Consider the following 14,364-nt stretch of genomic DNA (forward strand, 5'->3'; position numbering starts at 1 on the left):
GGCACGCATCCCTCCTTCTTGGTGAACTGCGCGGCTTCAGGCGCCCGCCGCGCTTCCGCGCCGCCGTTCGTCCAGTTCCCTGCGGGAGCGGGACTTGACCAGAAAGTCGTTGACATAGGCGCGGATGCCGTTGATGGAAAATGCGAATATCAGGATGACGCCCTCGATGATGCGCTGCATATAGCTCTGGATCTGGAAGGCGTCCATTCCGCTTTTGATGGTCGCCAGGAAGATGGCGGCGACCGCGGTGGTAAAGATGCTCCCCTTGCCGCCGACGAGCGCCGTGCCGCCCAGCACGACCGCCGAGATGACGGTGAACTCGAACCCGTCCTTCATGCCGTAGTTGGAGGAGCCGAGGTAGGAGGTGATCATGATCGAGGCGGCCGCCGTGAAGAGGCCGACCATCAGGTAGATGAGGATCTGCGTTCTGGGGATGCTGATGCCCGCGATGCGCGCCGCCTCGTGGGAGTTGCCGATCGCCAGCGTGTGGCGGCCGAGCGCGGTCTTGCGCAGGATGACGGTCCCGATCACGCCGCAGATGATCATGACGATGAAGGGTACCGGGATGCCCGCCAGGTAGCTGGTCGACATCAGCTTGAAGAGCTTGTTCTCGACGACGACCGGCGTGGCGTTCACGATCTGCGCGAGCGCGCGGTAGCCGAACATCATGGCGAGTGTCGCGATGAACGCGGGAATCTTCATCTTCGCGATGAGCACGCCGTTGAAGGTCCCGAGCACCGCGCCGAGCAGCAGGATGAGGATGACCGACGGAAAGACTCCCATCTTCGGGAGCAGCAGGGTCAGCACGCAGGAGCAGAGCGCCACCTGCGAGGCGACCGACAGGTCGAGGTCGCCGCTGATGATGACGAAGGTCATGCCCACGCCGCAGATCCCGGTGAAGGAGGCCTCGCGGACGATGTTCTGGAAGGCCGAGATGTTCCGGAAGTTGGGGCTGAACACGATGAGGATCAGCCAGAAGATGAGCAGCGCGTAGAGGATACCCAGTTCGCCGAAATTGATCTGTAATTTCTTTTTCATCACTTCGCCGCCTCCTGGGTAATGATTTTGATTCCGCTGATCGACAGCGCGAAGAGCAGCACGACCGCGATTGCGAGCTTCTGGAACGCCTCGTCGACGCCCAGGATGTTCAGCCCGCTGCGGATGAGCGAGAGGAGCAGCGCCCCGATGAAGGAGCCCCAGATGTTCCCCTTGCCGCCCGAGAGCGCCGTGCCGCCGAGGATGACCGAGGTGATGGCGTCGAGCTCGAACCCGTCCCCGATGATCGCGCTGCCGGTGGCGAGCCGCGACGACTGGAGCACGCCCGCGCAGGCCGCGGTCAGTCCGGTGACGACGAAGACCGCGATAAGGGTGCGGTCGACGTTGATGCCGCTCGCGCGGGCGGCCGCCTCATTGGAGCCGATCGCGCGGGTCTTGACGCCGAAGCGGGTGTGGCGGTAGACGAGGTAGGCGATCACAAAGACCGCGACCACCAGGATCACCTGCACGGGGATGCCGAAGATGCTGGAGGTGGAGAAGATCTTGATCTCCTTGTTTTTCGACATGAGCACCCGCTTGCCGTTGCTGTAGACGAGCGCCGCGCCCTTGAAGGCGAGCTGGGTGGCCAGCGTGGCCACGAAGGTCTGGATATGTAATTTCGTGATGATGAGGCCGTTTACCACGCCGCAGAGCACGCCGACGAGCAGCGCCAGCAGGATGCTCGGCCACATGCCGATGTTGGCGATGTTCATGGCCACCACGCAGGTGACCAGCGAGAGGATCGAGCCGACCGAGAGGTCGAAGCCGCCCGCGCAGATGGCGAAGGTCATGCCCGCCGCCGCGATGCCCGTCGTGGCCGAGCGGGAGAGCACGGTGGTCAGGTTGGATACCGATACGATCCTCGGGTTGAGGGCGAGGAAGACCAGCCCCACGGCCAGCAGGATCGCGAGGATGCCGAAACGGTCCCACCACGCCCAAAATCTTTTCGTCCTGTCGTTCATATGCTGTCACCGTCCAATCTTTCCGAGGTTCCGGTCGCGCACTCCATGATCGTGACCTCGTCCATCTCCGTCTTTGAGAGGTTGCCGGTGATCCGGCCCTGGAAGACGACCAGCGTGCGGTGGCAGATGCTGATGATCTCCGGAAGCTCGGAGGAGACCACGATGATCGCCAGTCCCGACTTCGCGAGCTCCTCGAGCAGCTCGTAGATCTCCGCCTTCGCGCCGACGTCGATGCCGCGCGTCGGCTCGAGCATGATCAGCACCTTGCAGTCGCTCGCCAGCGCGCGCGCCAAGAGGAACTTCTGCTGGTTGCCGCCCGAGAGGTTGACGATCCGCTGCGCCGGGGAGGAAAACTTCATGTTCATGCGCTTCTTGTAATTTTCAAGCAGCTCCTGCTCCTTCGCGTCGCTGATGAGCCCGAAGCGGGAGATCGACCGCAGGATGTTCATCGTGAGGTTTTCCCGCACCGTCATCAGCGCGAAGATGCCCGCGCTCTTGCGGTCCTCGGTGACGAACCCGATGCCGTCCCGGATCGCCTGCAGCGGCCCCTTCATCTGGAGCTGCCGCCCGCCGAGGGTCACCGTGCCGCCGTCCGGACGGATGAGGCCGTAGATCGCCTTGACGATCTCCTCCCGTCCGCAGCCCATGAGTCCCGCCACGCCGAGCAGCTCGCCGCTGCGCACGCTGAAGCTCACGTCCTCGAACATCCCGGCGCGGGTGAGGTTTTTGACCTCGAGCACCGTCTCCCCGAGTTCGTGCCCGGAGGATTTGTAGTACTGGTCCACCTCGCGGCCGACCATCAGCTTGACCAGGTCGTTGTGGGTGAGCTCTTCGGTCCTTTTGGTGGCGACGTACTGGCCGTCCCGCAGGATCGAGACCCGGTCGGTCAGATCGAAAATCTCCTTGAGGCGGTGGGAGATGTAGAGGATCGTTTTCCCGTTCTCCTTGAGCCGCCGGATGAGGGCGTAGAGGACGTCGACCTCCTGGTTGTTGAGCGCGCCGGTCGGTTCGTCCATGATGATGATGTCCGATTCGTGGGAGATCGCCTTGGCGATCTCGACCATCTGCTGCTGGGAGACGCTGAGCATCCCGACCATGTCGGTCGGCTTGAGGGACAGGTTCATGCTGTCGATCAGCTCCTGCGCCCGCGCGTTCATCGTCCGGATGTCCAGCACCACGCCGTGCACCGGCAGGCCGGACGCGAAGATGTTCTCCGCGACGGTGAGCTCCGGCATGAGGTTCAGCTCCTGGTAGATGACGCTGACCCCCGCCTTCATCGCGTCCTGGATCGAATGGATCTCCTGTTTCTCGCCGCGGATGAAAATTTCTCCGCTGTCCGCCTGGTACATCCCGCCGAGAATCTTCATCAGCGTGGATTTCCCCGCGCCGTTTTCACCGACGATCGCGTGGACCTCCCCCTCTTCGATCGAGAGGCTCACGTCCGACAGCGCCTTGACGCCGGGAAACGACTTGCTGATATTGCGTATCTCGATGATAGCCAATTGTTTTCGCACCTCGCTTTTCTGTCTGGCGGCTATTCCTGCAATCTGCTCCACCTGTTTCTGTTTTTATTGTAATGTTCACCAGTTTATTAGTAAATGAACAATTCAGAACTGTTTGGATACACAAAACAACACAAAAAGGCCCGGTTTCCGTTTACCGGAAACCGGGCCTTTTGTCCGTTATGGAAAGACAGCCCGCGCCGTCACTTCGCGCTCCACCTGCCGCTGAGCGTCACGGTCGTGCCCTGCGGGAAATTGCGCGCGATGCGGTATCCGACGCTCTCCCCCGCCGACAGCTTGAGGCGGATGATCGTGTTCACCAGCCCGAGCCCGCCGATTTTGAGCTCGCTGTAGTTTGCGGGCAGATCCTCGCTGTACTGGGCGACCTTGCGCTCGAGCTCGTCGATCTCCCCGTCGGCAAAGCCCGAGCCGTTGTCCGCCACTGAGATACACCAGCGATCCCCCTCGATGCGCGAGGTGATGCTCACCCGCCAGGGGGGCTCCACCTGCTTGAAGGCGTGCTCGAAACAGTTCTCCACGATGGGCTGGATGATCAGCCGGGGGATCGCCATCCCCTCGAGCCGCTCGTCGAGCGAGAGGTCGTAGTCGAAATACTCCTCATAGCGCAGCTTCATCAGCTCGAGGTAGTTGCGGACGTTTTCGATCTCGCTGCCGAGCGTCGCGCCGCCGCTGCTGTAGGAGCTGCTGTAGCGCAGCATCTGGGAGATCCGCTCGCAGGTGTCGGCGATGCGGTCCTCCCCCGCCTCGATCGCCATGCTGCTGATCGTCGAGAGGGAGTTATAGAGGAAATGCGGGTTCATCTGCGACTGGAGCGCGAGCAGGTAGGCCTTCTGCTCGCAGGCGACCGAATCGTTCATTTTTTTGAGCATCGACTGGAAGGCGGCGTTGAGCTCCCGCACCTCGTCGATGCTCTCGTCGGGGACGAGGTCGGCCTGGATGGAATCGATCGAGATCTTGCGCACCTCGTCGCTCAACCGGATGAGCGGCGCGGAAATCCGCTTGGAGATGAGGTAGACCGCCAGAATGAGCAGTATGATCGTCACAAGGCTGCCGATAAAGAGGTAGACGGTCATCGAGCGGTAGGGCTGCATCATCGAGCGCCGGTCCTGCGCGAGCGCGACCCGCCAGCCGTACTGGTCGGACAGCTTGGCGGTCACGTAGTAGTCCCGCTCATCCAGATCGCTGTACGCCCGGCCGGCCGGGAGGATCTGGTTGCCCTCCCCGTCGAAGAGGAAGACGACCGTGTCGGTCAGCACGTCGAGCGCGAGATAGCTCTCGAGCTGGTCGACCCCCTGCTGGATTTCAACGATGCCGTAGACCTCCTTGGAGTAGAAGTTGGTGATCGGCCGCAGCAGGGAGGTGTACCGGGCCTTATAGGTGCCCGACCAGCGGTCCTCCTGGGGCGGGAGCAGCAGATACCCGGCCCGGCCGTCGATCAGCTCGCGCATCTGCGCGCCCACGTCGGTCTCATAGAGCGTCTCGGAGACCCGGCTCTCGGGGTTGACGCTCGCGCCCGCGCTGATGAAATCCCCATGCTGGTTGTAGACGCTAATCCGCCAGATCGGCATGCTCGGGCCGTTGTGGGAGGTCAGCACGCTGGCGATGTCGATGCTGTCCATGATGTTCACATCGAAGTAGTTCTCCCGGCTGGCGTCCTGCTGGAGGCGGTTGAAGATGTTGATGATGCGGGGATCCGATTTGACCTGCTGGGCCATCTGGTCCATCTCCGAGAGGTAGGCGTCCACCTGCGAAACCATCTTGTCGAGCAGCTGCGTCTGGTTGATCGCGGCGGTCTTTTCGCTCACGCTGACCACATACTGGTAGGCTGCGCCCACCAGCACCAGCATGAATACCAGCAGGAAGGCCGAATAGGTCAGCACCAGCCTGCGCAGAAATCCTGTTTTCCGATGTTTCATCCGCTCGCCACCCGCAGTTCCAATTTTTCCGTTTTCCTTATTGTAACAGAAATTCAAAATTCCGCAATCCGCGCCCCCAAATTTCCATCCGTGACCCGAATTTGGTGAAATCGCCCAAAATTCACAAAATATTCACAATTGAGCGCGACAAAACGGCCGCAAATCCGCTACTATTAAATCAGAAGGCAAGGATTGACAACAACCCCAAAACCTGACCGGGAGGAACGCTTATGAAACGGCTCCTATCCATGCTGCTCGCGCTTGCGATTTCGTGCAGCTATCTCTCCCTCGCGGCGCTCGCCGCCGAAGGTGAGGACGAGACGCCCAAGGTCACGATCACCTACAGCGTGGCGGAGGGCGGCACCCTGACGATCAACGGCACCCCCCACACCGCGGCGGAGGCCGTCACGACAGGACCCGACGGCCTGCCCCTGCCCCACACGGTCACCCTGCCGGAGGGCGTAGACGTGGCTTTTTCCGCCGTGCCCGACGCTTCCCATACGCTGGGCGCCCTGACGGTGACCGGCCTGCCCGTGGGCACGCCCGCCCCCGTCATCACGAACGGAATGGGCACGGTCAAGGCCGTCAACGGCTTGCAGATCCACGCGAGCTTTGACATTCTGACCTACACCGTGGACGTCCGGCAGGCGCCGGGCGGCACGATCTCCGCGTCCGGGCTCGGCGCGAACGGCACGACCGCGGCCAACGGCAGCGTCACCCTCGCCGCCGCGGCGAATGATAACTACGAATTCTCCCACTTCCTGGTGGACGGCGCGCAGGTGACCGCCAACCCCTGCACCTTCACGGTCACGAAGGACACCGTCGTTTCCGCCCTCTTCACCGCCAACCCGGTCACCCATTCGGTGACGGTCGCCCCCCCCGTCGGCGGCCGCATCCAGGTGAGCGGCATCGACGACGCCGGACTCGTCGCGGACGGCGCGAAGATCACGATCGCCGCCGAGCCCGATGGCCGCCATACCTTCGGCGCGCTCCTGATAAACGGCACGGACGTCGGAAGCGCCACCCATGGGATGGAGGTGCGCGGCGACGTGACCGTCTCAGCCACCTTCCCGGAAAAGGCCCCCGAGACCTATTCCGTGTCCGTCACGGCGGGCGCGGGCGGCAGCGCCGCGGCATCCGACGAGACGGGCGCGCCCCTCTCCGGCCCCGTAACGGCCGGTACGCGGGTCACTCTGACCGCACAGGCGGATGAAACGCACACCTTCAGCCACTTCCTGATCGGCGGCGTGCAGATCGCTGAAACCCCCTATACCCTCACGGTGAACGGGGCCGTATCCGCCGAGGCCGTCTTTGCCGAGAAGCCCGCTCCCAACCCCAGTGAAAACTCGAAGCCGGACAATGGCGGCGAGGGCTCCAACGGGATTCCCACCGTACAGGTTTCCGTGAATCAGCCCGCCGCGGGCGGCGCGGTCACGGCCGTCAACGGCATCGCAGTCGACGCCTCCGGGGTCCTTTCGGGCGCGCTCACGCTCAAGGAGGGCGACACCCTCACAATCACCGCCGCGCCCGGTGAAAAATACCAGCTCAAATCCGTTTCCGTCAACGGCGGCGCGGCGGCGGTCAGCGGCAATACCGCCAGCTACACCGTCCAGACCGACGACTTGAAAGGCATCATCATCGAGCCCGCCTTCATCGCCTCCGCGCCGGTGACGGTGGATTCCTCCGCCGCCACGGGCGCTTCGGTCGCGGTCGGCAGGGGCGGCACGCCCCTCCAGAACACCGACGCCGTGGCCGAGGGCGACGCCCTCACCTTCACCGTCATGCCCGCGGACGCCGGGAAGGCGGTCCAGTCGGTCACCGTCAATGGGAAGGCGGCCGCCAAGAGCGGCGACAACGCGTTCGGTTACGCGGTCACGGCGGAGGACATCCTCAGCGGCGTCCTCAAGGTGGAGGCCGTGCTTGTCTCGACCGACGTGCAGGTCAAATGGAACCCCGCCCCGGAAACCGGCGTCACCGTCGAGGTTAAACCCGAAAACGGGACCGCCGACAAAAGCGGCGATCTCACCGTTCCCTACAACGCCAGTCTGATCGTCGGCGTCTCCGCCCCCGACGGAAAATCCGTCGAGAAGGTCACCGTCGCGCAGGAGGGCGGGTCGGCTCCGGCGGACTACGTCCCCGGCGCGGACGGCAGCTTCAAAATCCCCTTTGTCCGGGCGGCGGTCACCGCCATCACCCCCACCGTGAACGGGGTCCGGCCCAGGATTAGCTGGACCGCTCCCCCGGCGGGCTCGATCACCGTGAAGTCGGGCGACGCCATTTCCACCGGCGGCGACGTGCCCTACGACAGCACAATCACCATTGAGGTGACGCCGCCAGCCGGCCGCCTGCTTGAAAAGGTCGCCGTCACCGGAAACGGCGAGACGGCTCCGCAGGACTACACGCCCAAAGCCGGGGAAAACAAGGTCACGGTCGAGCATGTGAAAGCCGATATCACCGCGCTTTCCGTCGCCTACCAGGACGACCCGGGCAACCCGGCGGTCACCTGGACCGCGCCCGCTTCGGGTAAGGGGACGATCACCGTCACAGCCAAGGAGGGCGGCGGCGCGGTCACAAACGGCAGTACGGTCGCGCTCGGAAGCACCGTCACGATCAAGGCGGACCCGCCGGCCGGCTACTTCCTCAAAAGCCTCGCGGTCGCGGGCGGCGCGGCAGCGGGTACCACCGCCTACAGCCAGTTCAGCAGTAACGGCGTGGAGGTGAAGATGGATTACCCGGTCACCGCGATCACCCCCGTCTTCGCGCAGTACCGGAAGGTGACGCTCGCCGATATCCCGAACGCGACCGTCACGGCGCGCGGCGCCTTCTACCCGAACTCCGACGGTACGGGAAGCACCTTCACGGCCCTTTCGGAAAAGGACGCCGGCTATGTCTACGCCGAGCTGGACAAAGATCCCACGGTCACGCTCTCTGTACGGGACATGAGCCTGGGCAGCCAGCTCCAGGTCAAGAATAACGGCAACGGCATCGGTTCCCCGCTCCGTTCGGGCGACTCGCTGGCGATCTCCGTGAACGGGGACCTCGCGCTGTCCGGTACGGTTTCGGCCGTCCCGCCCACGCCCAGCGGCGCCGGAAGGGTCCACGCGCCCATCGCCGTGCAGGACGAGGAGGGCGCGGTGCTCGAGGACAAGGACGGCGACGCCTTCCACATCCGCGCAATCGCCAGCGAGGGCAGGCTGGTGCTGGACGGCGTCACGCCCGGCCAGACCTTCTACATCAAGCTCGGGGAAAACGGCTACGACCTGCCCACGACGCTCGACAGCCGTCTCTCCCCCGCCCCCGTCGCGCTGGCCAGCCAGCTCGCGGACGACGACCTCTTCCGCCTGTCGGTCGACAAGGACGGGGACGGCAAGAGCCTCATCAGCTCGATCACCCAGGTGGATGAAAAGCGGCTCAAGGAGGACGGCGTCCGCGGCAGCTACCTCAAGGTGGTGCTCAAGGATTCGACCGCCACCGAGGAGAAAAAGGCCCGCGCCACCATCACCTTCAAGGCGCGCAAGACGCTCGACGCCTCGAAGGGCGGCCCCTGGCAGGCGGGCGACACCGCGACCCTCGATCTGACGATGTGGATCGAGAACACCAAGAAGAGCGGTTCGGACGAGGACGCGGATGTGGGCGACCGCATCTACATCGACCCCGAATCCAACGAGTACAACACCTTTGTGTGGGGCGACGACCGCGCCGCGCTGGAATACCACGCGGACGACAACGCCAAGGCGTTCTACGCGCGCCTCTCCACCAAGGCGGACATCGATATCTACACCGATTACGGCGACCCGGTGGACGCGGACCTCTGGTTCTACAACTTCATCGGCAACCCGGAAATCCCGAGCACCTCCCGCGCCTGGCTGACGCTGGGCATCCCGTGGGACGAGGACAGCGACTACCATCCCGACCCGCGCGACGTCTACATCTACCAGGTGGACAAATACGGCGACCTGGAGGACGTGACCGACCGGTTCACCTACTCGGACGACGCCTACGCCATCGAGGGCTGGACCATCCGGACCCGCCAGCTCGGCACCTACATCATCTCCGACACCGAGCTCGACCTCGACACCGGCTACGAGATGGAGTACGACTGGGACGACGACGCCTACGAGGAGCAGTACAAGGTCAACCCGGTCACCGGCGGCGGCACGCAGGATTACACGCCGGTGACCCTCCCCGTCAACTACGGCGGCGGCAGTACCGGCGGCTCGACGGGCGGCGCCATCTCCGAGCCGGAGCCGGAGGAGAGCAAACCGGACGACGAGGAGGAAGAGGGCAACCGTCAGGTCACCGCCAAGCCGGTCCCCGAGGCGGTCCCCGAGGTCGACGAACCGGAGGAAAAGCCCGCGGGCAAGGGCTTCGCCCCCTGGGCGGTCGTACTGGTGATCGCGCTCATCGCGGCCGGGGCCGGGACGGGCGGCTACTTCCTCTACCGGCACTTCAGCGAATAACCGGCGTTTTGAAGCCCGGGGCCCCGCGGAATTCCCGCGGGGCCTCTTCGCATCCCGGCGCGCCGGAGCTTGCATTCGCGGGCCCCGCATGGTATGATTTGGGCACCAGGAACTTCCAAAAAGGCGGGTGTATTTCATGGGCGGAAAGGTACGGCAGGTTTTGGCGGACGGCGAGCACTCCGAACGGATGAAGCGCAGGGAATCCTTCCTGCTGCGTTTTCCGGACGCGAGCGGGACGGACGGCCATGAGAAGTTCCAGATGCGCTGCATCACCGCGCTGATCGAGTATTACGGGAACTCCGAAGACTACCTGGCGGATTACATGGATATCTGCGACATGCTCGGGCAGGGCTACCGGGAGGAGGCGTTCCACCTCGGCTTCCAGAATTCCAACCTGTGCACCCTCCTGGCGGAGTTTGAGCTGCGGGAGGAATCCGACCTCTATCTCTGGCTGCAAATTCTCGAACGCCTGCTGGACAGCCCGGGACGCGGCGACAAGCAGAAAAAACGCCTCGCCCTCAAAATTGCGGAGGCGCTCAAGCTCTCGGGAATCGGCGCGGCGCTCTGCCGGCTGGAAGGCGGCCGCTACGCCTTCTATCCCGCGACCGAGCCGTTTCTCGACCGGGCGCTCGTCTTCGACGTGCTCGGCTGGCTGGACGCCTACCCGAAGGCGCGGGAGCAGTACCGGGAGGCCCTCAGGCTCCTGTTGCACGGGGACCGCACCCGCAAGGCGATCGACTGCCTGCGGCTCTCGCTCGAACTCTTCTGCAAGCAGCGCTACCAGAACGAAAAGTCGCTGGAAAACCAGTTCTCCCTGATCGGGAGCGAGCTGGCCGACCGGGGGCTGTCGGCCGAGCTGCGAAATCTCTACACGACCCTGCTCACCTACTACGCCAAATTCAACAACGAGCACGTCAAGCACGACGACTCGGCGAACGCCGCGGAGGCCGATTTTGCGCTCTATCTGACCGGCAGCTTTCTGCGCCTGCTGCTCCTCTCCGACCGGGAGACGCTCTGACCCCAAACCCAAAAGGGCCGCGTGAACAAAAGTTCACGCGGCCCTTTTTTCACCCACCGGGCGGCCTGTTCAGCCGATCCAGCGGTGCAGGGTCTCGAGCAGCCGGTCGATCTCCAGCGGCTTGGTCACATGTTCGTTCATGCCCGCCTGCCGGGCGCGGTAGACGTCGTCGGCAAAGGCGTTGGCCGTGAGCGCGATGATGGGGATGTCCGCGGCGTCCGGCCTCCCCTCGCCGGCCAGCCTCCGGATCGCCTTCGTGGCCTCGTAGCCGTCCATGACGGGCATCTGGATGTCCATCAGGATGAGGGCGTAGGCGCCCGGCGGATGGGAGGCGAAGAGGTCCACCGCCTGCCTGCCGTTTTCGGCGCAGGCGATCTCCAGCCCGGCCATGCCCAGAAGCTCCCGGGCGATCTCCCGGTTGAGGTCGTTGTCCTCCACCAGAAGAAGCCGCGTGCCGGGAGGGAACGCCTCCCCCTGCCGCGCCGGAGAGCCGGAACAGGATCCCGCCTCCCGCGCGTCCTCCCCCGCCAGCTTGAGGAAGATGGTCACGATGAACCGGGTACCCTTGTCCGGCTGGCTCTCCACCCGGATGGTTCCGTTCATCATCTGTACCAGATTGTGGGTGATGGCAAGGCCCAGCCCCGTCCCCTGGACCCCGCTCACGCGGGCGTCCTTCGCCCGCTCGAACGGGGTGAAGAGCTTATCGAGGAACTCGGGCGGCATACCGATGCCGTCGTCCTCCACGGTGAATTCAAAGCAGCCGACCCCGCTGCGGCCCGACACCCGTTCCTCCGCCGTCAGGGAGATGTGGCCGCCCGTCCCGGTATATTTCACCGCGTTGGACAGCAGGTTCAGCAAGATCTGCTGGACCCGCATGAAATCCCCGTGGACCGCGTCATGGCGCAGGTCGGAGCGCAGGACGATCTGCTGCTCCTTGCTTTCCGCGTCGGAGCGGATGATCTGCATGACGGTGTTCAGCGTGTCGCTGACCAGGAAGGTGTTCTCGCTGAGGCTGACGTTGCCCGACTCGATCTTGGACATGTCCAGAACCTCGTTGATGAGTCCCAGCAGGTGATTTCCCGATATGCGGATCTTCCCGAGGCAGTCGGCGAGCTTGTCCGGGTCGCCCAACTGCTTTTCCGCGATGGAGGTCATGCCGAGGATGGCGTTCATCGGCGTGCGGATGTCGTGGCTCATCCGGGAGAGAAACTCCGACTTGGCGTGGTTCGCCCGCCGGGCGCCCTCATACGCCTCCTCCAGCGCCCGCTTGGCCGCCTGGTCCTCCGCCTGACGCTCCAGCTCCCGCCGCTTCTCCCCGCTGATGTTGCGCAGGGTGACGATGGCGGTCCTGGTCTCCGCCCCCTCCGTCGAAACCGGGTGGATCTCCAGCCGCAGCCAGGGCGACGCGGTGCCGTCCGACGCGTTCCGGTGGAACTCCGCCTCCGAGTGGCCGCTGATCCGCGAAAATTCCCCGAGCAGGCGCTCCCGGTCGCACAGCCGCGCCACGCGGGGGCGGTCGCCCTCCGCCACATGGGGGAGCAGCCGTTCGCACAGGTCCCCGGTGAAGCTGCCGGTGCGCGGAAAGGCCATCGCGTCGCTCGCCTGCGGCAGACGCACGGCGTAGTACTCGTTCGCGGTCAGGTTGACGTAAAAGATGCTCACGTACATGCCGCTGATCGCCTGCAGGGCCGACTGGCTCATGTGCAGGCGTTCGCTGTTTTCCGAAAGCGTCTCCTTCATGCTGTGGATGTCCCGGATCGTGCCCACGACCCGGCTGAGCCGCCCCTCCCGCAGGATGGGACGGCTGCTCACCCGGTGCCAGCGGTAATCGCCGGGGGCGGCCCCGGGCGTGACGACCCGCATCTCAAACATTTCGCCCCGCCCGTTGCAGATGTTGTCGAGCGTGGCTGGCACGTCCTCCGGGTGGATGAACGTTTCGTCCCGCAGCCTCCGCGAATAGTCGCGGATCTCCCGGCGGATGATCCCCTGCCCGTGCTGCGGCTCGTAGCTGATGAAGGTGTCGGAATCCACAAGGTACTCGAACAGCGTGTCGGAGCTGGACTCCATGGCCACGCGGTACATCTCCTGCTCCTGCTCGAGCTGCTGCTGGAGGGCCCTGCGCGGTGTGATATCGATCATAGTGCGCTGGATGACCGCGTCCCCCTCCTCCGTCCGGCCGACGATCATGTTGGTGCCCTCCAGCCAGTGGACCGAGCCGTCGCGCCAGCGCGCACGGTATTCCCGGTCCTGGCGGTCCCCCACCTCGTGCAGCAGCAGGTAGGTCTTCCGCAGCATGACGCGGTCCTCCTCCAGCACCGAGCCGAGCACGCCGCCGTGCCAGTCGCGCAGGCCCTCCTCCATGCTTCCGTATCCCAGCAGGGAGAGCGCCGCCCGGTTGAGGGAGATCAGGTCGCACGCCCCGCCTTTGCGGCGGACGAAGCGGATGATCCCGCAGGGGACGGTGTCGTAGATGCTGGTGAGCAGCGCGGTCTGCTCCCGGAGGCGCTGGGAGTCCTCCTCGGCCTGGGTCACGTCGAGGTAGAGGCTGTTGACCATCCAGTTGCCTTCCGCGTCCCGGGCCTTCTTCCCGCTGTCGATGATCCATTTGAGGCTGCCGTCCTTGCAGCGCACCCGGTAACGGGTGGAATAGGAGAGCCCGCCGTCCCGGAACGCCTCGGCGCAGTCAGCGAGCGCGTGCGCGAGGTCGGGCGGATAGACGGCGCCCACGGCGCTTCCGCCGCTGGCCTCCATAAATTCCTCCACCGTGTATCCGAAGAGCGTGGCCGCCTCCCGGCTGACAAAGGCGAAGGAGTAGGTTTCGTCGTCCCGGCTGATCTTCAGCCCGCCGGCGATCGAGCTCATGACCACTTCCATCTGGCGGTTCTGCTGGACCGTCTGCGCCTCCAGCGCGGCAAGCCGCTCCTGTACGAAGTCGTAGGACTGGCGGCCGATCTTTTCGGGGAAGAGCTCCTCCTCCACCATCTCCTGATAGGGGTTGGAGCAGTGGATGTGCGCGCAGCGCAGGCCGTCCGGCGTCTCCTGGAAAACAAAGGTCACCCGCTGGTGCACCTTCAGGTACATCTTCACGCCGGGCGCGGTGGTGATCCACATCCGCCCCGTCACCACATAGACCCCCGGCGCCGGCTCGATCACGTCGTATTCCTCGTCCCGGATGTCGCAGCGGGGGATGGCTCCGCCGAACCGCCGGAACATCTCCGCCGCCGCGCCGCGGTCGGCGAGGTACTGCTCCTCCCCCGCGCCCAGCCAGGTGAACTGCGGTGCAAAAAAGGAGGCCACGCCCCCGGCGTCGCCGTCGCAGTAATGCATGTGCATCAAGCGGCTGGCGAGGGCCTTGGCCTCCTCATGGCGCCGGACATGCGCGTCCCTCTGATTTTCCAATGCCTCCCGACCTTTCCTCCGCGGCTGAAAAGCGGATATCCTTTCCCATGA

At 64.6% G+C, this 14,364-nt stretch carries 7 protein-coding genes; 2 read left to right on the forward strand and 5 right to left on the reverse strand.

Annotated elements, in window-relative coordinates:
• Positions 1–36: 36 nt before the first annotated feature.
• From RCI06_RS00845 to RCI06_RS00860, 4 genes are all read right to left on the reverse strand, one after another.
• The gene (locus RCI06_RS00845) at positions 37–1,038 is read right to left on the reverse strand and encodes an ABC transporter permease (RefSeq protein ID WP_276871536.1); all 1,002 of its coding nucleotides are present in this window, start codon (positions 1,036–1,038) and stop codon (positions 37–39) included.
• Positions 1,038–1,997 (reverse strand): ABC transporter permease, encoded by a 960-nt coding sequence (locus tag RCI06_RS00850; RefSeq protein WP_101550340.1) that lies wholly within the window; start codon positions 1,995–1,997, stop codon positions 1,038–1,040. Before RCI06_RS00850 ends, RCI06_RS00845 begins: the two co-directional genes overlap by 1 nt.
• Positions 1,994–3,499, reverse strand: coding sequence for a sugar ABC transporter ATP-binding protein (locus RCI06_RS00855; RefSeq protein ID WP_121586216.1), 1,506 nt, complete (start codon positions 3,497–3,499; stop codon positions 1,994–1,996). The genes RCI06_RS00850 and RCI06_RS00855 overlap by 4 nt, the downstream gene beginning before the upstream one ends.
• 203 nt (positions 3,500–3,702) lie before the next feature.
• Complete coding sequence (locus tag RCI06_RS00860; protein WP_101550335.1) at positions 3,703–5,436, reverse strand: sensor histidine kinase; 1,734 nt, start codon at positions 5,434–5,436, stop codon at positions 3,703–3,705.
• A 230-nt stretch (positions 5,437–5,666) separates the two neighbouring features.
• Between RCI06_RS00860 and RCI06_RS00865 the strand changes: the two genes are divergently transcribed.
• Positions 5,667–9,896 (forward strand): hypothetical protein, encoded by a 4,230-nt coding sequence (locus RCI06_RS00865; protein ID WP_306573638.1) that lies wholly within the window; start codon positions 5,667–5,669, stop codon positions 9,894–9,896.
• Between the two features lie 136 nt (positions 9,897–10,032).
• Positions 10,033–10,914: a hypothetical protein gene (locus tag RCI06_RS00870; protein WP_306573640.1), complete on the forward strand. Its 882-nt coding sequence runs from the start codon at positions 10,033–10,035 to the stop codon at positions 10,912–10,914.
• A 69-nt stretch (positions 10,915–10,983) separates the two neighbouring features.
• On the opposite strand, the gene RCI06_RS00875 is transcribed toward RCI06_RS00870, so the two are convergent.
• Positions 10,984–14,313 (reverse strand): ATP-binding protein, encoded by a 3,330-nt coding sequence (locus RCI06_RS00875; RefSeq protein ID WP_306573642.1) that lies wholly within the window; start codon positions 14,311–14,313, stop codon positions 10,984–10,986.
• Positions 14,314–14,364: the final 51 nt, after the last annotated feature.

The organism is Anaerotruncus massiliensis (ex Togo et al. 2026) (assembly GCF_030825285.1).
Lineage (GTDB): Bacteria > Bacillota > Clostridia > Oscillospirales > Ruminococcaceae > Anaerotruncus > Anaerotruncus massiliensis.

Coding starts and splice junctions, on each gene's coding strand:
- RCI06_RS00845 (WP_276871536.1), bottom strand. CDS start 1,038: ATGAAAAAGAAATTACAGATCAATTTCGGCGAACTGGGTATCCTCTAC.
- RCI06_RS00850 (WP_101550340.1), bottom strand. CDS start 1,997: ATGAACGACAGGACGAAAAGATTTTGGGCGTGGTGGGACCGTTTCGGC.
- RCI06_RS00860 (WP_101550335.1), bottom strand. CDS start 5,436: ATGAAACATCGGAAAACAGGATTTCTGCGCAGGCTGGTGCTGACCTAT.
- RCI06_RS00865 (WP_306573638.1), top strand. CDS start 5,667: ATGAAACGGCTCCTATCCATGCTGCTCGCGCTTGCGATTTCGTGCAGC.
- RCI06_RS00870 (WP_306573640.1), top strand. CDS start 10,033: ATGGGCGGAAAGGTACGGCAGGTTTTGGCGGACGGCGAGCACTCCGAA.